The 7968-nt window shown below is 74.7% G+C and carries 5 protein-coding genes; all 5 read left to right on the plus strand.

The features are described 5' to 3' along the window. Positions 1-36: 36 nt before the first annotated feature. The 5 genes from AB0M99_RS01965 to AB0M99_RS01985 all read left to right on the plus strand — a co-directional run bounded on the left by AB0M99_RS01965 (position 37) and on the right by AB0M99_RS01985 (position 7878). Positions 37-3027: a DEAD/DEAH box helicase gene (locus AB0M99_RS01965; protein WP_365916490.1), complete on the plus strand. Its 2991-nt coding sequence runs from the start codon at positions 37-39 to the stop codon at positions 3025-3027. Between the two features lie 4 nt (positions 3028-3031). Further along, positions 3032-4363, plus strand: coding sequence for an SWF or SNF family helicase (locus AB0M99_RS01970; RefSeq protein WP_365916492.1), 1332 nt, complete (start codon positions 3032-3034; stop codon positions 4361-4363). Positions 4364-4488: 125 nt separating this feature from the next. After that, positions 4489-5796 (plus strand): GAF domain-containing protein, encoded by a 1308-nt coding sequence (locus tag AB0M99_RS01975; protein WP_365916494.1) that lies wholly within the window; start codon positions 4489-4491, stop codon positions 5794-5796. 54 nt (positions 5797-5850) lie between these two features. Then, positions 5851-7374 carry an aldehyde dehydrogenase family protein gene (locus tag AB0M99_RS01980; protein ID WP_365916496.1) on the plus strand — a complete coding sequence of 508 codons (1524 nt, stop codon included), beginning with the start codon at positions 5851-5853 and terminating at the stop codon, positions 7372-7374. A gap of 3 nt (positions 7375-7377) precedes the next feature. Continuing rightward, positions 7378-7878: a crosslink repair DNA glycosylase YcaQ family protein gene (locus tag AB0M99_RS01985; RefSeq protein ID WP_365916498.1), complete on the plus strand. Its 501-nt coding sequence runs from the start codon at positions 7378-7380 to the stop codon at positions 7876-7878. Positions 7879-7968 lie beyond the last annotated feature (90 nt).

Here is a 7968-nt window from a genome sequence, read left to right on the forward strand (position 1 = left end):
TCCACCCCGTATCCAGTAGTCAAATTTGAGGAACGCGTGCTCCCCGAGATCTCCGGCCTCGTCCAGTGCTCCGCCGCCTTCCTGCCCGCCGACCCGGCCCGCTGCGGCCGGATCGCCTTCTGGCAGCCCGACGGAGCCGCCGCCGCCCTTGCGACCGCAGTCGGCGGCAGCGGCAGCGGTGGTTCCGGCGCTGGTGCTGGTGCCGCCTTCGGTTCCGCCGAGGAAATCACCGTGGTCACTCCCGATCTGCGGCGCACCGCCGTGACCGCCCTCGTCATGCCCGTCGCGGCTGCACTGCCGTTGCTCACCCGTGCCCGGGCGGCCGCCGCCTCGGGGGACACCGCGGCCCCGGAGTCCGCCTCCGGCATCGCTCCCGGCGTCGTGTCCCCGACCGTCTTCTGGGGCGCCGCCGCGCTGCTCGCCCTCCGGCTCGCCGCGCGCGGGCTGCTGCTGCCCGGGCTGAGTCCCGCCGGGTACGACGCCTGGCGGCTCGGCCCGCTCGAAGCCGCCGACCTGGAGGCGGTACGGGAGCTGGCGGCCGCCATGCCGCCCTCCGCGCACTGCGTTCCCCTCGACGCGGCGGGCCCGCCCCGGCTGCCGACGCCGGAGCCGCTGCTGCGCGCCTTCCTCGACGCCGTCGCGGACACCCTGCCCCGCTCCCCCGCCGCGCCGACCGCCGCCGGCGGGGCCGCCTACGCCGCGGTGGCGCCCCTGCACCGCCCCGAGCTGCGCGGCTGGGCCGCCGAGATCGCCGCCGCGCACGATGCGGGCGTCCGCATCTCGCTCCGGATCGAGCTGGACCGGCCCATCGAGGCCGACGCCACTTTCGACTCCGCTTCCGGCTCCGCGTCCGGCCCGGCCTTCCGCGCGGTCCTGCAGATGCACAGCCTGGCCGACGCCGCCCTGGTCGCCGATGCCGCCGACGTCTGGGCCGGCTCCGGCGCCGCCGCGGCCGGCTTCCCGCCGCGTGCCCGGATGGACGCCCTGCGCGCCCTTCGCCGCGCCGCCCGGCTGTGGCCCCCGCTCGATCCGCTGCTCGGCGCCGCCGTCCCCGACGCCGTCGACCTCGCCGACGAGGAGGTCGCGGAGCTGCTCGGCAACGCCGGGCGGGCGCTGGCCGCCGACGGAGTGCAGGTGCACTGGCCGCGCGGACTCGCCCGTACGCTCACCGCCCGGGCGGTCGTCGGCGGCTCCGCCACGGCCCCCGCGTCCGATCTCCCGGGCCTGCTCTCACCCGGGGCCCTGCACTCCTTCACCTGGCGCTACGCCCTGGGTGGCCAGGGCGACCTGACCGCCGCCGAACTCGACCGGCTCGCCGAGGCCAACCGCCCCCTGGTCCGACTGCGCGACCAGTGGGTCCTGATCGACCCGGCCGAGGCCCGGCGGGCCCGCGCGCGACGGGACCGCGAAGTGTCGGCCGCCGACGCCGTGGCCGCCGTACTGACCGGCTCCGCGGAGATCGACGGCGCGCGTATCGACGTACAGGCGACCGGTCCGCTGGAGCGGCTGCGCGCGCTGCTCACCATCGATCCCGAGGCTCCCGGCGCACCCGGGCCCGCGGCGCCCGCGGCCCTGCGCGCCACCCTCCGCGACTACCAGCTCCGCGGTCTGGGCTGGCTCGCGAGGATGACGGAGCTCGGCCTCGGCGCCTGCCTCGCAGACGACATGGGCCTCGGCAAGACCATCACCCTCATCGCCCTCCACCTGCACCGTGCCCAGGACCCCGCCACCGCCGGCCCGACGCTCGTCGTGTGTCCGGCGTCCCTGCTGGGGAACTGGCAGAGGGAGATCGAGCGGTTCGCGCCCGGTACGCCCGTGCGCCGCTTCCACGGCGCGGGCCGCACCCTCGACGGCCTCACCGGCGGCTTCGTGCTCACCACGTACGGCACGATGCGCCTGGACGCGCCCCGCCTCGCCGCGACTTCCTGGGGCATGGTCGTCGCGGACGAGGCCCAGCACGTCAAGAACCCGCGCTCCTCCACCGCCAAGGCCCTGCGCACCATCCCCGCCACCGCCCGGGTGGCCCTCACCGGCACCCCGGTGGAGAACAACCTCTCCGAGCTGTGGGCCGTCCTCGACTGGACCACACCCGGCCTGCTGGGCCGACTCGCGGCCTTCCGCACCCGGTACGCGGAGCCCGTCGAGAGCGGCCGGGACCCCCGGGCGGCGGCCCGGCTGGCGGCGCTGGTACGGCCGTTCCTGCTGCGGCGCAAGAAGTCCGACCCGGGCATCGCGCCCGAGCTGCCGCCGAAGACCGAGACCGACCACACCGTGGCGCTCAGCCGCGAACAGGCGGGCCTGTACGAGGCGGTGGTGCGCGAGACGCTCGCCGCGATCTACGAGGCCGACGGGATGGAGCGGCGCGGACTGGTGGTCAAGCTGCTCACCTCGCTCAAGCAGATCTGCAACCACCCGGCGCAGTATTTGAAGGAGCACGGCCTGAAGGAGCACGGCCTCGGGGAGCACGGACCGAAGGCCGTGAGCGCCGCCGCCCGCTCCGGGAAGCTGGAACTCCTCGACGAGCTGCTCGACACGATCCTGGCCGAGGGCGGTTCGGTGCTGGTCTTCACCCAGTACGTGACGATGGCCCGGATCCTGGAGAAGCACCTCACCGCGCGCGGGATCTCCTCCCAGCTCCTGCACGGCGGCACCCCGGTGGCCCGCCGCGAGGAGCTCGTCGACCGTTTCCAGGCCGGCGAGGTCCCCGTCTTCCTGCTCTCCCTCAAAGCCGCCGGCACCGGCCTCAACCTCACCCGCGCCGGACACGTCATCCACTACGACCGCTGGTGGAACCCCGCCGTCGAGGAACAGGCCACCGACCGCGCCTACCGCATCGGCCAGACCCAGCCCGTCCAGGTCCACCGCATCATCGCCGAAGGCACCGTCGAGGACCGCATCGCGCGGCTCCTCGAACGCAAACGGGCCCTGGCCGACGCCGTCCTCGCGGGTGGCGAGGCCGCACTGACCGAACTGACCGATGCCGAGCTGGCCGCGCTCGTCGCACTCCGCACCACCCCCGGGGAGTGAGCCGGTGAACGCGCAGGATCCGTACGAGAAGACCTTCGCCGCCCTCCCGCCGGCCGCCGGCCGCGGCTTCGCACGCACCTGGTGGGGCCACGCCTGGCTGCGCGCCCTGGAGGACAGCGCGCTCGACGGGGAACAGGTCAGGCAGGGCCGCCGGTACGCGCGCACGGGTGCGGTCGGGGCCGTGTCGGTGCGCCCCGGCGGGCTCACGGCGGTGGTGCGCGACCCGGACGGCACGGCGCACCGGACCGACGTGCTGGTGCAGGAGTTCACGGAAGCGGAATGGGACCGGCTGCTCGCGCTGGCGGCCGCGGAGTCGGGGCACATCGCGGCGCTGCTGGACCGTGAGGTGCCGCCGGAGCTGGCCGAGGACGCGTCGGCGGCGGGGGTGGAACTGCTGCCCGGCATCGGCGACCTGGACCCGCGCTGCGACTGCGGTGAGTGGGACCACTGCCCGCACACCTCGGCGCTCTGCTACCAGGTGGCCCGGCTGCTGGACCAGGACCCGTTCGTGCTGCTGCTCCTGCGCGGCCGCGGCGAACGGGACCTGCTCGACGAGCTGGAGGAGCGCAGCACCGCGGAAGCGGAAGCTCCGGATGACCTGTCCGGCGCCGGATCCGGAGGCGACGCCGACGCCGGCATCCCGGCCGCCGAGGCGTGGGCGGCCCGGGGGGTGCTGCCGCCGCTGCCCCCGTTGCCGCGGCTGCCGCAGGCGCCGGGCCAGCCGCCGACCCTGGACACGGAGTCGGAGTCGGAGCCTCCGGCCGGCCTGGACGTCGACGCGGTGGAATTCCTCGCTCAGGCGGCCGCGTCGGAGGCCCACCGGCTGCTGGCAGAGGCGCTCGCTCCGGCCCATGCGGAGCGGGCACCGCAGCCCCCGCTCACGCTTTCCGAAGACGCCGTACGACTCACGGCCGAGGGCGGTGATTTCCGGGTCCGCTCCCGCTTGTCGGCGGCTACCGACAGGAACCGGGCCGCCATGGACCTGGCCGTTCTCGCCTGGGGCTTCGGCGCGGCCCCGGCCCTGGCGGCGCTGGAGGACGATTGGACGCCGGACCGGGCCGCCCTGACCCGCGCCCGTACGGCACTCGCCGCGGCCTGGGCGGACGAGGCGCCGGACGGGGACACCCCCGACGGCGGGGCCGGCACCCCCGCCCCGGAGCTCCGCCGCGTCCGTGCCCGCTGGACCGAGCCGGGTACCGGCCGCCAGCTCCGCCTGGGCCGGGAGGGGCGCTGGTGGCCGTACCGCCGCGAGGCCGGCCGGTGGGTCCCGGCGGGCCCGTCGGACGCCGACCCGGCGGCGGCGCTGGCCGCGCTGGACCCGGCCGAGGAGACCTGACCCGGCTGCCCGGGTTTCGGCGCGGATCGGCCGACGTACTGGCCGACGTACCGCTTGCCGGGACACGGGAGCGCGGCGACGATGGGGCGCTCCGGGTACCGCGGCACCACGGGAGGGTGGGTGGCATGGGCGATCCTTCGGTGGCGCTGCCGGGCGGGGCCGATCCCGCCGCCCGCTCCCGGGAACTGCGCCGGGCCCACTCCGCGTTCACCCAGGACGGGCGGATCGAGGCTCCCGTCCGGGCGGTCATCGCGAAGTCCTGGCGCCGCTGCGCCCGGGCCCGGGTCAGCCCGGAGTGCGTGCCACGGGTCGAGTTGGCCGAGGCGGAGCTGCGCGCGTACCGGGAGCAGCATCCGCTGGCCCGGGCGCTGCCGGTGTTCCGGGACCTCGTCGGGGCGTTCGCCGCGCACGGGGCCCACCTGCTGGCCGTGTGCGATGCGCGGGGCAGTCTGCTCTGGGTGGAGGGCGAGCCCGCGACCCTGCGGCGGGCCGAGCGCCTCGGCTTCGTCCCGGGCACGCGCTGGGCGGAGACGGCGATGGGGACCAACGCGCCCGGCACGGCGGTCGCGGTCGGGGAGCCGGTCCAGGTCTTCGGCGCCGAGCACTTCAGCCGGCGGGTGCATCCGTGGACGTGCGCGGCGGCTCCGGTCAGGGATCCCCGCACGGGCCGGGTGCTCGGCGCGGTGGACATCACCGGCGGTGACGGGCTGGCCCATCCGCACTCGCTCGCCTTCGTACAGGCGGTGGCCCGGGCGGCGGAGGCACAGTTGGCGCTGCTGGAGCCGTTCCCGCGGGCCGGCGGGGACACGCTCTGCGCACTGGGCCGGGACGAGGCGCTGCTGGTCGCCGACGGCCGCAAGGTGCGCCTCGGGCGGCGGCACAGCGAGATCATGGCGCTGCTCGCACACCATCCCGAGGGTCTTTCGGGTGAGGAGCTGGCCATCGCGCTGTACGAGGACGAGTCGGTGTCACCGGTGACCCTGCGCGCCGAAATGACCCGGCTGCGGCGGTTGTTGGGCTCCCGGGCGCCGCTCTCCCGTCCTTACCGCACTGCCGCGCCCGTGGAGGCCGATTTCACCGCCGTGGCCCGCCACCTGGCGTCGGGCGCCGTCTCGGCCGCCCTCAACCAGTACCCGGGCCCCCTGCTGCCGGCCTCCACCGCGCCCGGGATCGTCCGGCTGCGGCGTCGCATCGAGGACCAGGCGCGGGCCGCGGTGATCGCCCGTGCGGACGCGGGGCTGTTGCGCGACTGGGTGTGCAGCCCCTGGGGCGCGGACGACCCGCAGGTGTGGCGGGCCCTGGCGGCGGCGCTGCCGGCTGCGGACCGGTCGGCCGCGCTGGCCCGCGTACGGGCCCTCGACGCCGAACTCGGGCCGTCGGAGCAGGGTTTACCGGGTGGCCGTGCAACGTACCGGCAACCTGCCCGCCCCTAGCCTCCCCTGCGTGCGCTGCCCGGCGGAGGGCGGCGCCCGGCAAGGGGAGGATCCATGGCCCGTTACGCTGCGCCCGGTACCGAGGGGGCGCTCATGTCGTACGCGTCCCGCTACGACCACTTCATCGGCGGCGAGTACGCCCCGCCCGTCCGCGGCCGGTACTTCGACAACCCCTCCCCCGTGACCGGCGAGCCCTTCACCGAGGTGGCGCGCGGTACGGCCGAGGACGTGGAGCGCGCCCTCGACGCGGCGCACGCCGCCGCGCCCGCGTGGGGGCGTACCTCGATCACCGAGCGGTCCACGATCCTGCTGCGCATCGCGGAGCGGATGGAGCAGAAGCTGGAGGCCCTCGCGGTCGCGGAGAGCTGGGAGAACGGCAAGCCGATCCGGGAGACGCTCGCCGCCGACATGCCCCTCGCCATCGACCAGTTCCGGTACTTCGCGGGTGCGCTGCGCGCCCAGGAGGGCGCCCTCAGCCAGATCGACGACGACACGGTCGCCTACCACTTCCACGAGCCGCTGGGCGTGGTCGGCCAGATCATCCCGTGGAACTTCCCGATCCTGATGGCGGTGTGGAAGCTGGCCCCGGCCCTGGCGGCAGGCAACACGATCGTACTGAAGCCGGCCGAACAGACCCCGGCCTCGGTGCACTACTGGCTCAGCCTGGTGGCGGACCTGCTGCCGCCCGGTGTGCTGAACATCGTCAACGGCTTCGGGGAGGAGGCCGGGAAGCCGCTGGCGTCCAGTCCGCGCGTGGCGAAGATCGCCTTCACCGGGGAGACGACCACCGGGCGGCTGATCATGCAGTACGCGGCCGAGCACCTCAAGCCGGTCACCCTGGAGCTCGGCGGCAAGAGCCCGAACCTGTTCTTCGACGACATCTGGACCACCGACGACGAGTTGCGCGACAAGGCTCTGGAGGGCTTCACGATGTTCGCCCTCAACCAGGGCGAAGTGTGTACCAGCCCGTCCCGCGCCCTGATCGAGCGGGGCCGCTACGGCGACTTCCTCGACGCGGCCGTCGCCCGGACCGAACTGATCGTGCCGGGGCACCCGCTGGACACGGACACGATGATCGGCGCGCAGGCCTCGGCCGAGCAGCTGAAGAAGATCCTGTCGTACGTGGAGATCGGCCGGCAGGAGGGGGCGAAGATCCTCTCGGGCGGCGGGATCATCGAGCACGGCGGTGAACTGGCGGGCGGCTTCTACGTCGAGCCGACCATCTTCGAGGGCGACAACCGCATGCGGATCTTCCAGGAGGAAATCTTCGGCCCGGTGGTGTCCGTGACCTCGTTCGAGGACTTCGACGACGCCGTCCGGATCGCCAACGACACGGCGTACGGCCTCGGCGCGGGCGTCTGGACCCGTGACATCAACACGGCCTACCGCGCGGGCCGCGCGATCCAGGCGGGCCGCGTCTGGACGAACTGCTACCACGCCTACCCCGCGCATGCCGCTTTCGGCGGGACGAAGCAGTCCGGCATCGGCCGCGAGACGCACAAGATGATGCTGGAGCACTACCAGTGGACCAAGAACCTCCTGGTCAGCTACTCGCCGAAGAGGCTCGGCTTCTTCTAGGTCATGAACTCGGGCTTCCAGAGGGGCAATTCCCCCCTCAGCGCTGTTGTGGTCGTCGACGGGGTGGACGCGGCCGGGCAGGGACCATGTACGGGCGCGTACCGTCTCGGCGTCGGCGGGCACGGTGGCGCGGAACGCGTAGCGGGCGGGGGCGGCGGCCAGGCGTGCGGCGACGTGACCGTCCTCGCCGAGCGCGGCGAGGTCACCGCAGCCCAGCTCGCCGCAGCCATGCCCGCCCTGGCCGAACAGATCACGGTCTCCCCCGGCAGGCCGTACGAGTCGCGCCAGCGCGTCTGCTCGACCGTTCTCGGCGTCCTCGCCGCCGAAGGCCGTATCCGCCGTGCCCGCCCGGCAGGGAACTGGACCTCCGCCCGGTTCCGCTGGGCACCGGCCGAACCCCTGCCGCGCATGCCCCGGGCCGACGCGCAGGCCGCCATGGCCCGTCACTACCTGGCTGCCTTCGGGCCGGTCACCGAAGCCGACCTCAAGTGGTGGACCGGCTAGACCCATCCTCCGCACGTAGCGGTATCGGTTGAATGCGCTGCGCAGGCCGTGACGGCGGGCGGGGTGGCGGTGTTGTCCGGGTGTGTTGAT

Origin of the sequence: Streptomyces sp. NPDC051183, from assembly GCF_040682455.1 — a bacterium.
In the GTDB taxonomy this organism is placed as follows: Bacteria; Actinomycetota; Actinomycetes; order Streptomycetales; family Streptomycetaceae; genus Streptomyces.

What these genes read in the sequence shown, in the direction of transcription:
- AB0M99_RS01975 (WP_365916494.1), top strand. Translation starts at nt 4,489, where the DNA reads ATGGGCGATCCTTCGGTGGCGCTGCCGGGCGGGGCCGATCCCGCCGCC.
- AB0M99_RS01980 (WP_365916496.1), top strand. Translation starts at nt 5,851, where the DNA reads ATGGCCCGTTACGCTGCGCCCGGTACCGAGGGGGCGCTCATGTCGTAC.
- AB0M99_RS01985 (WP_365916498.1), top strand. Translation starts at nt 7,378, where the DNA reads ATGAACTCGGGCTTCCAGAGGGGCAATTCCCCCCTCAGCGCTGTTGTG.